A 13,213-nucleotide genomic window follows, 5' to 3' on the forward strand; every position below is an offset into this window, starting at 1 on the left:
CAAGGTAAGCCTTCGGCGGCGGCCGTCTGATCTCTGCTACGATCCGATGGTAAGTCCGACGTTATGTCTGACTTTATCAAGCGCCCTCAAATTGAAGTTCTTTCCGCTGCCGATGTTGATCGCCGCCGGTATTGGTCAGATGATGATAAGCTGCGCATTGTGGAGGAGAGCCTTGTCGGCCACCGACAAGCGGCAGCCACGGCGCGGCGGCATGGCATTTGCCGTTCGCTGCTGACAACTTGGCGTCGGCAGTATCGAAACGGTGAGCTTGGCGCTTGTCCGGCGGTATCGTTCGCACCGGTGACCGTAACGAAGGGAGTTTCAGCGCCGCAGGAAAATCCGGTTGATCCCTGTCTGTCTCCGGACTGTCAGGTTGAGATCGCCCTGCCGAATGGGCGTCGGCTCATCGTGCCGGTGGGCGTAGATACAGAAGCGCTTGCCCGACTTCTGTTGGTGGTGGACCGGCAATGATCGCGTTTCCGGCGGGTGCGAAGGTGTGGATTGCCGGAGGCGTCACCGATATGCGGCGGGGCATGAACACACTGGCGCTGCAGGTGCAAGAAGGGCTCGGACGCGATCCGCATGCCGGGGAGATATTTTGCTTCCGGGGCCGCAAGGGAGATCTGGTCAAGATCCTGTGGCATGATGGCGTAGGCATGTCGCTTTATCTGAAACGCCTGGAAGCGGGCAAGTTCATCTGGCCCGTGAGCCGGTCGGGCGAAGCGGTTCAGGTCTCGGCAGCGCAGTTGGGTTATCTTCTGGAGGGCATTGATTGGCGCAATCCACGCTGGACACAACGCCCTGCAAAGGCTGGATGATTTACGCCAAACGGCTTGTTTTTGTTGGTATTTTGTGGCCCCGGCTGGTAAATATCAACCATGTCGAATGCCACTTCCGAACTCACCAGATTACGCACGGCCCTGGCCGCGGCAGAGGCCCGCGCAGAGGCTGCGGAAAGCTAATTGGCACAACCCGTGCGGTCATCTCCTGCTCGGAAGCGATGATCCAGGAGCTCAAGCTCGAGATTGCCAAACTGCGCCGCGACAAATACGGCATCTCGTCCGAACGGCGCGCCCGGCTGATCGATCAACTGGAATTGCAGCTTGAGGAGTTGGAAGCGGCGGCAACCGAAGATGCCTTGGCCGCAGAACAGGCGGCCGAGAAAGCCAGCACGGTGCGCGCCTTCACGCGCCGCCATCCTGTGCGCAAGCCGTTCCCCGATCACCTGCCGCGCGAGCGGGTCGTCGTCGAGGCTCCTGACACCTGCTCTTGCTGTGGTTCGGATCGGATCGTGAAGATGGGCGAAGACATCACCGAGACGCTGGAGGTGATCCCGCGGCAGTGGAAGGTGATCCAGACCGTGCGCGAGAAGTTCACCTGCCGAGCCTGCGAGAAGATCAGCCAGCCGCCAGCCCCGTTCCATGCGATCCCGCGTGGATGGGCCGGGCCCAGCCTGATCGCCATGCTCGTCTTCGAGAAATATGGTCAGCACCAGCCGTTGAACCGGCAGGCAGAACGCTTCGCCCGTGAAGGTGTCGAGCTGAGCCTGTCGACCCTGGCAGACCTGATCGGACACGCCACTGTCGCGTTGCAGCCGATCCATGCCCTGATCGAGGACCATGTGCGTGCCGCTGGCCGCCTGCATGGCGATGACACGACCGTGCCACTTCTGGCGCGGGGCGGTGCAAAGAAGGCTCGGCTCTGGACCTATGTGCGTGATGACCGCCCTTGGAATGGTGGCGCACCACCGGCCGCGGTCTTCCGCTTCTCCCGTGATCGTACGGCAACCAATCCCAACCAGCATCTCACCGGATGGCAGGGTGTGCTGCAAGCCGATGCCTATGGCGGATACAACGATCTTTACTGCGCTGACCGTGATGCGGGGCCCGTGACCAGTGCACTGTGTTGGGCACATGCCTGCCGGAAGTTCTTCGAACTGGCAGACATCGCGGGTAACGTGCGCAAGGGCAACCCCCCCCCATCAGACCTCGCCGGTCGCACTGGAGGCGGTGAAACGGATCGACGCCACCGTGCCGCCGTCATGTATACCCTCATCGTCACCGCTAAAATGAACGACATCGACCCGGAGGCGTGGCTGGCCGATGTCCTCGCCCGGCTGCCCGATATGCCCGTCTCGCGCGTGCATGAACTTCTGCCCTGGAACTGGAAAGGCCTGTCCCACGCAAAGACGGCGTGACCATGCAGTTGAACAAGGTGCATTCCGTCAAGACCATCGACCGTGTCGCTGCCGAGCTGGGAGAAACCGTCGATCGAATCTTTGATCTCGCCATTGATATGGAACCCGAAGATGGCGTGATTTGGGTTTATGGCCCCAATGATGACAGCGTCATCGCATTCTCTTCGTTCGGTATCGAAAACCTGCGAGAGTTCATCAAAATGGACCGTGAGCGTGCGCGCTGACCTCGCCGCGGCCCACGCCGGATGCTTACGGCGCAAGCAGTATTCCTCTGAGAGAAGAGCAGGATTTTCTTGGTCGGCCTGTGTGGTGAGGACAGCATTTCTGTGCTGTGCCGCCGCGAAGGGATTTCCCAAGGCGTTTATTAAAAATGGTCAAAGGACTTCAGGGCAGTCGGAAAAAAGCGGTTGGCACGTGACACAGCACGTGCTGTGACGACTGACGAGGTCAAAGATCTGCGCCGTGAGGCGCATGTTTCCGCCCACGCGTAGACTACTGCGAGTTTTCGAAACAGGAGAAGAACGTCCCTCCATGAATCGCAACCATATCGAGCGTTAGGTAATGACGTCCTGAGTCCAAGCTAATACCCGAACAAGACCATCGCGGCCCCGAATTGACACTTCGGTTTGCCGGGCCTTGTCGTTATGGGCCGAGCCCGATAGCGCCTCGACAAAATCAGCACTGGCGACAATCACAGCCTTCTCTGTCTTTGCTACCTCCATCAGGCGACTTGCAAGGTTCACACTGTCGCCAGTAACCGTGACTTGCTGATGGCTCTCCACACCCATCCGGGAGAGGGTTGCAATCCCCGCATGCAGGCCAATGCGACAGCCCAGAAATACATCTGGCAGTTCCTCAATTTCGTGCTGCGACAAAGAGCGAGCCAATTCAAACGCAGCCGCCAACGCATCGTCCGCCGCGTGCGTCGACGCATCCATTTCCAATCCGAAGACCGCAAGTGCACCGTCTCCCATGTAGTTGAGCACGCTTCCGCCGCGTTTCTCAATCGTGTCCGAAGCGAACAGATGAAAAGTCCGAAGCAGATTACGTGTTCCGCCCTCTCCTAGCTTCTGTGACAGACCGGTAAAGCCCGTGAGGTCCACAAAAAGGATGATCAGCAACTGCTCAATCGGCGTCGTGAGATATTCGGCATCGGCCTCGATCTTTGTCGCGAGTGCGGGAGACTGAAACTGCCGTAACGATGCGACTGCCCGTTCTGAACGGTCGGCCTGTTGCCGCTCTTGGGTATAGCGCATTGCCCCCACGACCAACACGGGTGGGATAGTGGTCATCAACGGCAGTGCCGCACTCATCCAGACCCCGGCCGAAAAAACCGCAGTGAGTGCAATCATCGAAAGACCGATCATCGCCAATGCGATCGGTAGCGAGCGTGACAGAGGCCATACCACTATTGCAATAATGCAAAGCAGGGTAAGACCAAGCCCATGCGCCGCGTCCCAAATTCTGACCTGCTTATCGCGTCGCAATGTCGGGCCACCTGTCAATTGCGAGATGGCCGTTGCGATGATCTCAACGCCCGGAGTGCTGTTGTCGAACGGTGTCGAAAAACGATCCCCCATTGCAGAGGCAGAATAGCCCAGCACCACAGCTTTTCCCGATAGCGCATTAGGCATAGGTGCGGCCAGCACTCCCTTCGCGCTGACAGTCTGAACAGACCCCTCCGGCCCGGAAAACCGCAGTGGCATGTTAAAACCCTGATCCAGCGGAATGTGTCTGTCACCCAAGGTCAGTTGTGTTTCACCAAAGACCGCCCTTTCTCCGGTAAATGCCAGCGCCGTGCGAAGGGCAAGCGATTGATGATGTTCGCCACCGATGTTGATCAGCAATGGCATATAGCGCGGGGTCCCGCTTGCGTCTGTCGAGAGGTTGACCAATCCAACGCCTGCAACATCTTGAAAAATGGGCTGTGGCCAGATCAAACTGGCGGGATCTTTGCCGTCCGGGCCGAAAAGTGCGGCTGCTGCAATGGCCGAGGGAGTGCTCGCCAAGGAGTTCGCAAGCGCCGCGTCTTCGTCCGCGTCACTGGGTTCAACCAATAGGACATCAACAGCGAGCGCACGGGCACCACTTTCGCCAATGTTGCGGATCAACGCGCCCAACAGGCTGCGCCCGCTCATCGTCCTGTTTGCCTCGGCGGCAAGGGTATCATCGTCGATCGCAACGATGACGACGTCTGAACTGGCAGAGCGCGGCCCAACCAATGTAAAGCGCAGATCAATTGACCTATTTTCCAGCCCTTCGATTATTCCTGCACGTCCGTTGATATGTGGCATTATCAGGAGTGCAGCCCAAAGTGCAGAGCAGGCAAGCGCAACAAGTAACAAGGCCCGCCGGTGCGCCGGAACGGCTGTCATCTTCCAAAGCGTGCAAGCAGCTTGGAAACCCTGTCGGCACTCCACCTGTTTACTGTCAATTGGGACATGGGATCAACGTCAACTCCATCTCCCGGACCAAGTGTGACAGATGACGCATTGTTCGGTTTGGTAACGGTGACAGCCCCTTTGACGACAAAGACCGAGGTGCGCGTTGCGCCCGCATCGACCACGTACGTGGTCCCGCGTACGGCTGCGATAGCATGGGGTGTTCGGATTTGCGTGGGTCTGCTGCCCGGCTGTACCTCTATGAAAATCGCCCCATTTTCAAGGATGATTGCTTTCGGACGCGCGCTGTCTTGGCGTTCAATTATTTTGGCATCCGCGCCAGATTCAAGCTCCAGCACTAGCGTATCACTGCAGTCGATCAGTTTTCGGTTCGGATTTGAAAGTCCAGAAGTGACGCAGTCCTGCTGGGACACTGCTGACTGGCAGGTGATCAACAACAAGAGGAATGCCAACGCCGCATTCAATACCACTGCGGGCACGGGCATCTTGCCACAACTTGCAGTAGGTATTGATTGGGTACACATTCTCCACACCTCTTGGAAATTCATAGTATCAAAACAGGCGTCTGGCGATCTATTTGCCATTGGTCTTTTCAGGCGACACCAATTTGCCCTCTGTCAAAGCTTATAACAAGCCAGTCACACTAACCAAATTAATTCGCCTTAAAGAGAATTTGTATGTCGTGTTACAAATAAGACAAATGATGGCGCGATTTGCGCGATCAAATATGGCAAATCGACAGCAAAGCTCATTGTTTTCCCGCGGACAGACCCGACAGTTTTGACACAATGATCTGACGCCTCATTTGACGGTCAAAGGTTTGAGCTTTCTTGCCAAGAAAATCGGTGGTGACGGCCAACTCCCCGATCTTGGCGTGAATGTTTTTCACCTGGTCTTCATCGACCTCGGGTGTTTTCTCGTTGCCCCGCTCAAAAACGCCAGACGCGTCTTTAAGCAATGCCCGTTTCCACTGATGGATCATCGTGGGATTGATCCCAAACCAATTGGCCAACTCGCTGACCGTCTCCTCGCCCTTCAATGCTTCCAGCGCCACCTTGGCCTTGAACTCAGGGTGATGTTGCTTTCGTTTCGACATATCTAATCTCCTTCGTGTTGAGGATCAGCAGACTACAAATCGCAGCTTACGTCAGTGTCCGAATTTCGGGGGGTAGCTCAGTTCACTTTGCAAAGGGCACAGCTTTCGGTGGATTAACTCCTCACTTTTGTTTGGGAAATTGGACCTGCCCAAAGGAGTACTGGAGCGAAATAGTCAAACGGGATAGTCTCGACTCATCGAGCTCGACAAGAGAACCAGCTGGGGACAAATGTTATGCGATGCTTAAATCTGGCTGCCACTCTATTGTTGCTGCTTGTCTTTTCGGGCTCCGGTTCGCTCGCAGGGGAGCGCATTGCACTTGTGATTGGGAACTCGGATTACGCGTACACAAGCAAACTTGCCAATCCGAGCAACGACGCGGTAACGATGAGCGACACGCTGCGAAACGCCGGATTTTCAGTCACCCGGTTGCTAGATGCCGATCAAGCGACGATGAAGCGTGCGCTGCTCGGATTCGGCCGCGACCTAAGGGGCGGGGATGTCGATGCAGGTTTGTTCTTCTACGCTGGACATGGAGTGCAGGTGAATGGCGAGAATTATCTGGTTCCGGTCAACGCGAGGATTTTGGACGAGGATGAAATCGATCTCGAAGCCGTGAATGTGAACGATTTCCTACGGGTCATGAATTCGTCGAATGCTGATATTAACATTGTGATCCTAGATGCTTGCCGCAACAATCCTTTCGTTGGATCTTCACGTTCCGCGGCAAGAGGACTGGCACCCGTCGATGCCCCAAAAGGCACCTTGATCGCTTATGCGACGGCCCCGGGAGATGTTGCGCTGGATGGAAGAGGGCAAAACTCTCCCTACACGAAGGCACTGACCAGAGCGATTGCCTCAGGTCGTGGTCAGCCAATTGAAACCGTATTCAAGGCCGCTAGACGCGAGGTCTTAGCAACGACCGGCGACAAGCAGACACCATGGGAAACCAGCTCGATCACTGGAGACTTCTATTTCCACGAGGACTCAGACGGTTCAAATCAGGCAACCTTGGTGCCTGAAACGGATCGCGCTGACGACGAAATTGCCGAGAGTTTTTCGTTGGTAAAAAGTATAAATAATCAGGCCGCGTGGATAGCGTTCCTCGACAAGTACAGCGATAGGCCCGAGAATTTTTATGTCGCGATGGCCCGATCCGCGCTGGCCGAACTGGACGACCAGCGAACTGAATCCGTTCGACACCTGCCGCTGCCAGCTACTTCGGTAAAGGATTGCTACAACAAGTTTTTTGGGGCAATCCCGAGCAAGTTGTGTGCTTCATCTGTTCTCGGAGGGCAATCGGGCAATTCGTACAGAGGTGACAACCTCGCGGACTCGAACATGAATACCGCCTGGGTCGAAGGAGTCAGCGGAGACGGGATCGGCGAAGTGCTGCGTTTTTCGTTCGATCAACCAATCCTGATCAACCAGATCGTGATCGCCAACGGCTACAACAAGAGCCCGAGCGTTTATTCAAAAAACAACCGGGTGAAGTCTTTTGATGTCCGCACTTCAACCGGTTTCACTAAAAGGGTTCAAGTGGTTGACCGGGGCGGATATCAGGTTCTGGATTTGCCCAGTCTCGGCGAAGTCCTCTGGGTGAGTTTGACACTGACGAGTGTTCACAGGGGAACGAAATACCGAGATACCGCCATCAGCGAATTGCAACTTAAATGAGTCGCCCAGGTTGGCGATAGCCGTTGGTGCCGGTTGCTTCAATCCGTCTCGGCCGCTCGCAGTAGTCGCCTAGATGTTCTGTCTATTGGCTTGTTACATAAGATGGCGTTTCACTTGGGGGAATGCCTGGTCAAAAGGAGACGCCAGATGAGACAACTGATAGTCAATGTATGGAACTTCATATTTCATGCTGAAGTAAGTCCGCTCCGTAACATTCCGGATGTTGCGACGCGGCACTATGTGTTGCAGGCGTTGGGGCTCATGTGGGCCGTTAGCTTTGCGGTCGCAATCGGAAGCTATACCATACTTGCTGCAAGCATTCTTGGGCATTCTGTCTTGATAGCAGCCGCAGCCATTACGGTTGCAACTTATACTACCGCCGCGACTAAGCCTAAGTTCTTCACAAAGGGTTCGAGCCGTAGCGCTGATGGAGAGCATGTGTAAGCGTTCATGACACCACCATGATGATAAATTCGTCCCGCATAGTAGACCTCTGGCGGGTCAGCAGCGAAGGTATGCTGAGCGGGACGAAGCCGCCATTTATCATCGTCGGGTCTTGTTCCGCGCACATGTTACCGCCCGCAAACAATTAAAGTTGCAACGCGTGGACCGCCAGGAAATCGGCGCAGCTTTCGTTCGAGGCTCTCAATCTATCTCGATGATCAACGACCGTATGGAAGTATGGATGTCATTCCATTCGGGCGACGGAGGTGTCTTGACTGATCCGCTTTTGAATGGCTGATTGTTGTAGAACGTCGCAAGATGTTCGCGATCGGCATAATTGTCCAGATTATTTGGTTTCCAATTCGTGTACGCGAGAGGTTCATTGGTAACCCATCGCCAGCCGCCTGCTGGTTCGCGAGATCCCGGAGGCTGGTAGAGGCCAATATGTGGGCCAACAGCCTCTGACAGTCGCGTCCCCACCGTGGCTTGCAGCCAGAACCGATCATCTTGGGCAATCAGATTGAAGACGAAACTATTTTCCTCGGGTGAGGTGATAGTGACCAGATGGCCGCCAGCTGCCTTGGACAGGGCAATCGCACCATCCCAATCCATGTGTTCCCAATTCAGCATCGCGACATACACGCGTCCTTGGAAAAACCCGTAGACAATTTCTTTGCCCTTCAAGACCCTGGCAGCATTTAGCAGGCGCTCGTCGGTCTCGATCAGGGCAAGCTGATCCGGGTCATACTTCCGGGCATCTTTGGACGCATATATGATTCGATCGCTCTTTTCGGGTTCCGCCAACACGATCCGCAACGCTTCGGCTGTGCCGCGTGTGACAACGCCCGTCGAGGGTAGTTTCGTCGCCGCCTGGAAATCGGCAATTGCCCGGCGCGTTCGTTGTCCGATCGCGCCATCTTCGGGACCAGCATTGTATCCGCGTGAGTTCAGCGCTGCCTGAACGGCCCGCGCATCATCTTGTGAAAGCCCTAAAGAGAGCTCCGCCGAAGCCGCCGTGTCGCGTGCGACCGTCACGCGGCCACTGTCCGCGACAACGCTTCCCGGCGCGCTCGCCAGCACCTGGGCGGTCAATTCCTCGCGCGCCACCAGCGCCAGCTCGCGCATTGATCCTGCCGGAAAACGCTGAAGGTAGATATCCCATGCACGCTCGGAGTTGATTGCCAGAGCTGCCTCGAAGATCGCCTCTTCCTGCGCCGCGGCGAGCGCAGCGCCCTGCCCACCCGTACCCAGGTTCAGATAAACCTCCAGCGACAGGTCGTTCGTCACTGTGGGCGTTTGCAAATTCTCGGTGTCGGTCTTCACGTCACGGATCACCCGCTTCATCAGCGTCAAAATCTCGACGTTTTCCGTAGGAAGATGCCGCGCCAGCGCCTGCGCAAAGGGTGAGTTGTCGGACGCGCCGTCATAAGCCACTTGTCCTGGCGAAGCCGCGAACATCAACATGGATCCCTGGAAGCGACCGGTCATCGGTGCCAGTCCCCGTGTCGCCAGCGCTCGAGTTGGCGAGAAGTTCCGCGTGTAGAATTCGGTGGCCAAGGGGTTATCGCGGCAGGCATCGATGAAGACGAGCGCGGCCCGCGCCTTCTCTTCGAGCATCTGTACGAGCCGATCTAGTGGCAGCGCCTCGCTTTGCACATCGAAGGCGCTTTTCAACGCCGCATCGGTGCCCAGAAGGTAATTGCGCCCTTCGAACTGCATCCCGTGCCCGGCATAGTAAAAGAGCGTCACGTCAGCGCCTTCAGTCTGCTCGAGGAAATCGGAGAACTCCGAGGCAAGGCCCGCCCGTGTCAGGTCGACCGCCAAGGTAACCTCGAAACCCAGTTCCTCAAGCATGCCGGCCATCAGCCGTGCGTCGCTCACCGGATTGGCTAATGGCAGCACGTGCGAATAGTCGGCGTTGCCAACGATGAACGCAGTCCGCTTCTCGGCAAGAGCCGGAAAAGCAGAGAGTAGCATCACGCAGGTAAGAACCATCAAACGAAACATCGCACCCCCACGGCAGATTGATCCAGTCTCCAAAATCCGTCTCATAAAACCATACCCGAACGCAGGCCTGAGTGAAACCTCAGGCCGTGATCAAGTCGAGCCCAACATTTACTTACTGGGTCGTCGTCAAATGAAATTCGACAAACTACAAGGTGGGCCCTGTCCGCTTCGGGCACTGAAGCGGTCATGCGGCAACGGAAAAAAGAACCGCGTTTCAAGTCCGCATGAATGTCGGCTTCCCATCTCCCGACACAGCCATCGCGCAGTCGCAGCGAATTTATACTTTCCGCCGATTGTGTTGAAAAACTCTTTGTTTTCGACCTGTCGAAGTCGGCTATCGCGTTGATTTATTTGGAGCGTCCCTAGGTCGACCACCTTTTATCCGGTGGCGGGCACCATTGGCTTGAGTTTTGCTAGTTTGCGAAGGTTTTGGGCGGTAGCAGCGAGGGTAAATTCGTCCTGGACGCCACATGGGCCACGTAATCGGAGCCTGCCCAATCCGAGGATGCGTTTGAGATGTGCGAAGAGCATTTCGACTTTCTTGCGTCGGGCCTGAGCCTTCGGATTGAACTCCGAGGCTGTGCATGCTCGGGCAAAGTCTCTGACAACTTCATATTTCTCTCGATGAACCGAACGCCTTTCAGCGTTAGGGCAGCACTTTGCCTTTAATTCACATCCTGTGCAGTCTGACATCAGTGCTCGATAATTTCTGGCTTTCCAAACTGGCGCATTTCGGGCCGGATCGGAATAGTTTCGCCTCGTGTGCAACATCTCCTTGCCACCTGGGCAGATGTAGCGGTCGTTCTCGTCATCCCAAGTGAAGTCGGACCGCGAGAAGGTGCCGTCTTTGCGTTCACCTTTGTCAAAGACTGGGATGAACGGCAGGATTTTCCGCTTCAGTGTCAACCAAACCAGATTGTCGGCAGCACCATACGCGGTATCAGCGGCAATCCAATCAGGCTTCACACCAAAGCGCTCTTCGGTGCGGTCGATCATCTTGCGCATGGCTCCTACCTCGGCGGTTCTATTCGAGCGGCTGGCGTCGACGTCCATGATGATGCTGTGATCTGTATCGATCAGATAATTGGTAGAATAAGCAAAGAAAGCGGGGCCTTTGCGGGCTGCTGTCCACTGGCTAGCTGGGTCCGCATGAGCCGTGAACTTGGGCTTGGTCGTCGTGGCCGCACCAAAAGCCTCGTCGTCCAGCGTTTCGAGATATTCTCGCACCGCACGCGGTGCATCATTGGCGTCAGCCATACGGGCGACCCAGTCTTCAAGATTGCTGGAGTTCTGTTTCTGGACATCAGCACTGATCAAGCTGGCATCCACGGCAAATCCCTGACCGCCTACAAGGCCTTCTTGCATGCATCGCGCAACGGTCGTCTCAAATACGTGGCGCAGAAGATCGCTCTCGCGGAACCTACCATGACGGTTCTTTGAAAAGCTGGAGTGGTCAGGAATCCGATCAGTCAAATCAAGGCGACAAAACCAACGGTAAGCAAGGTTCAGATGCACCTCTTCGCAAAGCCGACGCTCAGAGCGGATGCCAAAGCAATAGCCCACCAGCAACATCCGGATCAGCAACTCAGGGTCGATGGAGGGGCGACCGGTGTGGCTGTAGAAGTCTGAAAGATGCGCACGGATACTGCTCAGATCAACGAACCGATCTATTGACCGCAGAAGATGATCTTGTGGGACATGATCCTCCGAGGAGAACTCGTAAAACAACGCCGCTTGCGCCACCTGCTTTGGTCCCATCATCGCCAAGTCCCCCAATCAATAAAGGAATTGAATCAGCGATTACCCCTTCGATCAAGCAACAGTTTTTCAACACAATCAGCCCGCATTGACGGATGCTGTATCAATTCCGAAAGGCAGCTTCTAGAATTGAGAATAATGTTTCGCTGTGTCTAGACCAAGGAGCGCTTGTCTTCACAGAGTTTTTATACCGTAAATGGGGCGCGGAAATTGCTTAGGGATGGGTGTAAAAAGCTCGCTAGATTAGTTCGACGCCAACTAATATTGGGCCTAGAAATTCCATAAATTATCAGGTAACCTACTGAGTTTCTTGTCTAATTCAAGATATGGACATCAGATTTCGTAATGATTGTGCCCAGATCTAATGATACCAAAAGCACTGTTTAAGGAAGTTAGACTGTTACCGCTATTTCTTTTTTGGTACGACCTTGTCCACTTCCCCCTCCCGCAACCAAGTTTATCACAATAATATCAATGCGTTACCAACCTCTTTCGATTTTTTTGCGTTCGCGAAATTCGCAGTGCTACGCTGGTGCTACGTTTTGAAGGCACAGCGGAGCAATGCACGAATTTCTTAGCTCTGGCCGTTCCTATCCCAACAGGATTTACGTGAATGTTGCGACGGGCGGAAACCGGACCTTAGCTGCGCCTGCCAAGGTTCTGTGCTAGAATTGAAAAAGCGGCCATTCAAGCGGTAGCAGACCGAAGCCCCCATGCTGCGCTGCGCACCAAGGGCGGCTGTGCGCAGAAAGCCGGCTTTGCAAAGTTGAGTAGCCAGAGACGTCAATCGCCGAGTTTAGCTTTTTTGATAATCCGCAGTTCTCGCAGTATGTGGCAGCTTTTATCTCGAAAATCCGCACCGTGGATGGTCGCCAGCTTTGGAACTCGTGTCCCTCCGCTTGTGACGTGCGCAATTTTGTAGCAAAGTTTAAGCGAACGGTAGAGCTACCGCATCGCACAATAATAAATTTGGAGCTCAAACATGACACTTAAAGTTGTTGGCGCAGGTATCGGGCGCACTGGTACGTTTTCTTTGAAGCATGCTTTGGAGCGACTGGGTTTCGGACCCTGCCACCACATGATCGAAGTCCTTGGGAACATGGCGGAACAGCTGCCGCTCTGGCAATCAGCGGTTGCTGGTCAGCCAGATTGGGATCGGATCTACAGGGGTTATCATAGCGCCGTCGATTGGCCTACGGCGCGATTTTACCGTGAATTACATACGGTCTACCCGGACGCAAAGTTCATTCTTGGATATCGCAGCCCCCAAAGCTGGGCAGAAAGCTTTTCTCAAACCATCTACATGGCTCTTTCTAAAATTGGAAAGGCACCGGCTGAACAGCATGACTGGCTCTGCATGGTGACTGAGCTGATTACCCAGAACGGCATTCCCCCCGGTCTCGATGTGGCTGGGCTGGAGCAGGCCTACATCGCGCATGTCGAGGGGGTCAAGGGTTCCATACCTCCGGAACAGCTTTTGGTGTTTGAGGCCAAAGACGGTTGGGAGCCGTTGTGCGAGTTTCTGGATCTACCTGTACCTGACGAGCCTTATCCACGGACGAATGATCGGGCGGAATTCTGGGAGCACATGAAGGGGGGGGCCTGAGAACCGCAGGCGGGCTTGCGAATTTT

11 protein-coding genes and 2 pseudogenes are annotated in these 13,213 nt (G+C 55.2%); 8 read left to right on the plus strand and 5 right to left on the minus strand.

The features are described 5' to 3' along the window. Window positions 1-63 precede the first annotated feature (63 nt). The 5 genes and pseudogenes from C1J02_RS04780 to C1J02_RS04800 form a co-directional block, all read left to right on the plus strand. Window positions 64-471, plus strand: a complete 408-nt coding sequence (locus C1J02_RS04780) for a transposase (RefSeq protein ID WP_114877566.1) — start codon at window positions 64-66, stop codon at window positions 469-471. Beyond that, window positions 468-818 (plus strand): IS66 family insertion sequence element accessory protein TnpB, encoded by a 351-nt coding sequence (gene tnpB / locus C1J02_RS04785; protein WP_114877567.1) that lies wholly within the window; start codon window positions 468-470, stop codon window positions 816-818. The genes C1J02_RS04780 and tnpB overlap by 4 nt, the downstream gene beginning before the upstream one ends. A 60-nt stretch (window positions 819-878) precedes the next feature. Next, window positions 879-2,197 (plus strand): annotated as a pseudogene (locus C1J02_RS04790) (IS66 family transposase). A gap of 2 nt (window positions 2,198-2,199) precedes the next feature. Then, entirely contained in the window at window positions 2,200-2,421 is a 222-nt protein-coding gene (locus C1J02_RS04795) for a hypothetical protein (RefSeq protein ID WP_114877568.1), read from the plus strand. 51 nt (window positions 2,422-2,472) lie between these two features. Then, window positions 2,473-2,667 (plus strand): annotated as a pseudogene (locus tag C1J02_RS04800) (transposase); the annotation flags it as partial. Between the two features lie 84 nt (window positions 2,668-2,751). Here C1J02_RS04800 and C1J02_RS04805 read toward each other — a convergent pair. From C1J02_RS04805 to C1J02_RS21125, 3 genes are all read right to left on the minus strand, one after another. Beyond that, a complete protein-coding gene (locus C1J02_RS04805; protein WP_254693206.1) occupies window positions 2,752-4,491 on the minus strand; it encodes a CHASE2 domain-containing protein in 1,740 nt (579 codons plus the stop codon). 77 nt (window positions 4,492-4,568) lie between these two features. Next, entirely contained in the window at window positions 4,569-5,183 is a 615-nt protein-coding gene (locus C1J02_RS04810) for a FecR domain-containing protein (protein WP_254693207.1), read from the minus strand. 164 nt (window positions 5,184-5,347) lie between these two features. After that, complete coding sequence (locus C1J02_RS21125; protein WP_114877571.1) at window positions 5,348-5,695, minus strand: transposase; 348 nt, start codon at window positions 5,693-5,695, stop codon at window positions 5,348-5,350. Window positions 5,696-5,929: 234 nt separating this feature from the next. Between C1J02_RS21125 and C1J02_RS04820 the strand changes: the two genes are divergently transcribed. Both C1J02_RS04820 and C1J02_RS04825 read left to right on the plus strand, forming a co-directional pair. Continuing rightward, a complete protein-coding gene (locus C1J02_RS04820) occupies window positions 5,930-7,372 on the plus strand; it encodes a caspase domain-containing protein (RefSeq protein ID WP_114877572.1) in 1,443 nt (480 codons plus the stop codon). A gap of 147 nt (window positions 7,373-7,519) precedes the next feature. Further along, window positions 7,520-7,816 (plus strand): hypothetical protein, encoded by a 297-nt coding sequence (locus C1J02_RS04825; RefSeq protein WP_114880380.1) that lies wholly within the window; start codon window positions 7,520-7,522, stop codon window positions 7,814-7,816. A gap of 201 nt (window positions 7,817-8,017) precedes the next feature. On the opposite strand, the gene C1J02_RS04830 is transcribed toward C1J02_RS04825, so the two are convergent. Both C1J02_RS04830 and C1J02_RS04835 read right to left on the minus strand, forming a co-directional pair. Then, a complete protein-coding gene (locus C1J02_RS04830) occupies window positions 8,018-9,823 on the minus strand; it encodes a caspase family protein (RefSeq protein WP_162798228.1) in 1,806 nt (601 codons plus the stop codon). Window positions 9,824-10,201: 378 nt separating this feature from the next. After that, window positions 10,202-11,584 (minus strand): IS1182 family transposase, encoded by a 1,383-nt coding sequence (locus tag C1J02_RS04835; RefSeq protein WP_114877574.1) that lies wholly within the window; start codon window positions 11,582-11,584, stop codon window positions 10,202-10,204. A gap of 979 nt (window positions 11,585-12,563) precedes the next feature. Between C1J02_RS04835 and C1J02_RS04840 the strand changes: the two genes are divergently transcribed. Beyond that, a complete protein-coding gene (locus C1J02_RS04840) occupies window positions 12,564-13,187 on the plus strand; it encodes a sulfotransferase family protein (RefSeq protein ID WP_114877575.1) in 624 nt (207 codons plus the stop codon). Window positions 13,188-13,213: the final 26 nt, after the last annotated feature.

Source organism: Sulfitobacter sp. SK011, assembly GCF_003352065.1.
In the GTDB taxonomy this organism is placed as follows: Bacteria; Pseudomonadota; Alphaproteobacteria; order Rhodobacterales; family Rhodobacteraceae; genus Sulfitobacter.

Coding starts and splice junctions, on each gene's coding strand:
- C1J02_RS04780 (WP_114877566.1), top strand. CDS start 64: ATGTCTGACTTTATCAAGCGCCCTCAAATTGAAGTTCTTTCCGCTGCC.
- tnpB (WP_114877567.1), top strand. CDS start 468: ATGATCGCGTTTCCGGCGGGTGCGAAGGTGTGGATTGCCGGAGGCGTC.
- C1J02_RS04795 (WP_114877568.1), top strand. CDS start 2,200: ATGCAGTTGAACAAGGTGCATTCCGTCAAGACCATCGACCGTGTCGCT.
- C1J02_RS04805 (WP_254693206.1), bottom strand. CDS start 4,491: ATGCCACATATCAACGGACGTGCAGGAATAATCGAAGGGCTGGAAAAT.
- C1J02_RS04810 (WP_254693207.1), bottom strand. CDS start 5,183: ATGGCAAATAGATCGCCAGACGCCTGTTTTGATACTATGAATTTCCAA.
- C1J02_RS21125 (WP_114877571.1), bottom strand. CDS start 5,695: ATGTCGAAACGAAAGCAACATCACCCTGAGTTCAAGGCCAAGGTGGCG.
- C1J02_RS04820 (WP_114877572.1), top strand. CDS start 5,930: ATGCGATGCTTAAATCTGGCTGCCACTCTATTGTTGCTGCTTGTCTTT.
- C1J02_RS04825 (WP_114880380.1), top strand. CDS start 7,520: ATGAGACAACTGATAGTCAATGTATGGAACTTCATATTTCATGCTGAA.
- C1J02_RS04830 (WP_162798228.1), bottom strand. CDS start 9,823: ATGTTTCGTTTGATGGTTCTTACCTGCGTGATGCTACTCTCTGCTTTT.
- C1J02_RS04835 (WP_114877574.1), bottom strand. CDS start 11,584: ATGATGGGACCAAAGCAGGTGGCGCAAGCGGCGTTGTTTTACGAGTTC.
- C1J02_RS04840 (WP_114877575.1), top strand. CDS start 12,564: ATGACACTTAAAGTTGTTGGCGCAGGTATCGGGCGCACTGGTACGTTT.